The sequence below is a fragment of the Vibrio sp. S457-15 genome (assembly GCF_000960545.1).
In the GTDB taxonomy this organism is placed as follows: domain Bacteria; phylum Pseudomonadota; class Gammaproteobacteria; order Enterobacterales; family Vibrionaceae; genus Vibrio; species Vibrio parahaemolyticus.
Map to the genome: position 1 here is coordinate 1 of NZ_JYOQ01000089.1, position 391 is coordinate 391.

Consider the following 391-nt stretch of genomic DNA (forward strand, 5'->3'; position numbering starts at 1 on the left):
TCATGTAAGTCATGGGGCAAGGCAAACCGGGCGGAACATGTTTTATGGAAGACTATACCTACAACTTCGGCGATAAAGGGCAAGTGTTCGGCGCTCAGATGCTAGAAGTTTGTCCAACTATCGCAGCAGCGAAACCAGGATGGGATGTTCATCGTCACACCATTGGCTGTCGTTGCGCTATTCCACGCTTAATTTTCAGCGGCCAATCTGGCGATGCGTTAAACGTGTCGATTATTGATCTTGGCGATCGCTTTAGAAAGACCGTCAACGTGATTGATACCGTCACACCATCGCAGTCACTGCCACATTTGCCTGTAGCTCACTCCCTTTGGGAACCTCAGCCCCACTCAAATATCGCTGCAGCCGCGCGGATTAACGCTGGCGCCGCACA

At 51.4% G+C, this 391-nt stretch carries 1 pseudogene; it reads left to right on the top strand.

The window, feature by feature from the left end:
- Window positions 1–8: 8 nt before the first annotated feature.
- Window positions 9–391: pseudogene (locus UF05_RS08770) on the top strand (L-arabinose isomerase); the annotation flags it as partial.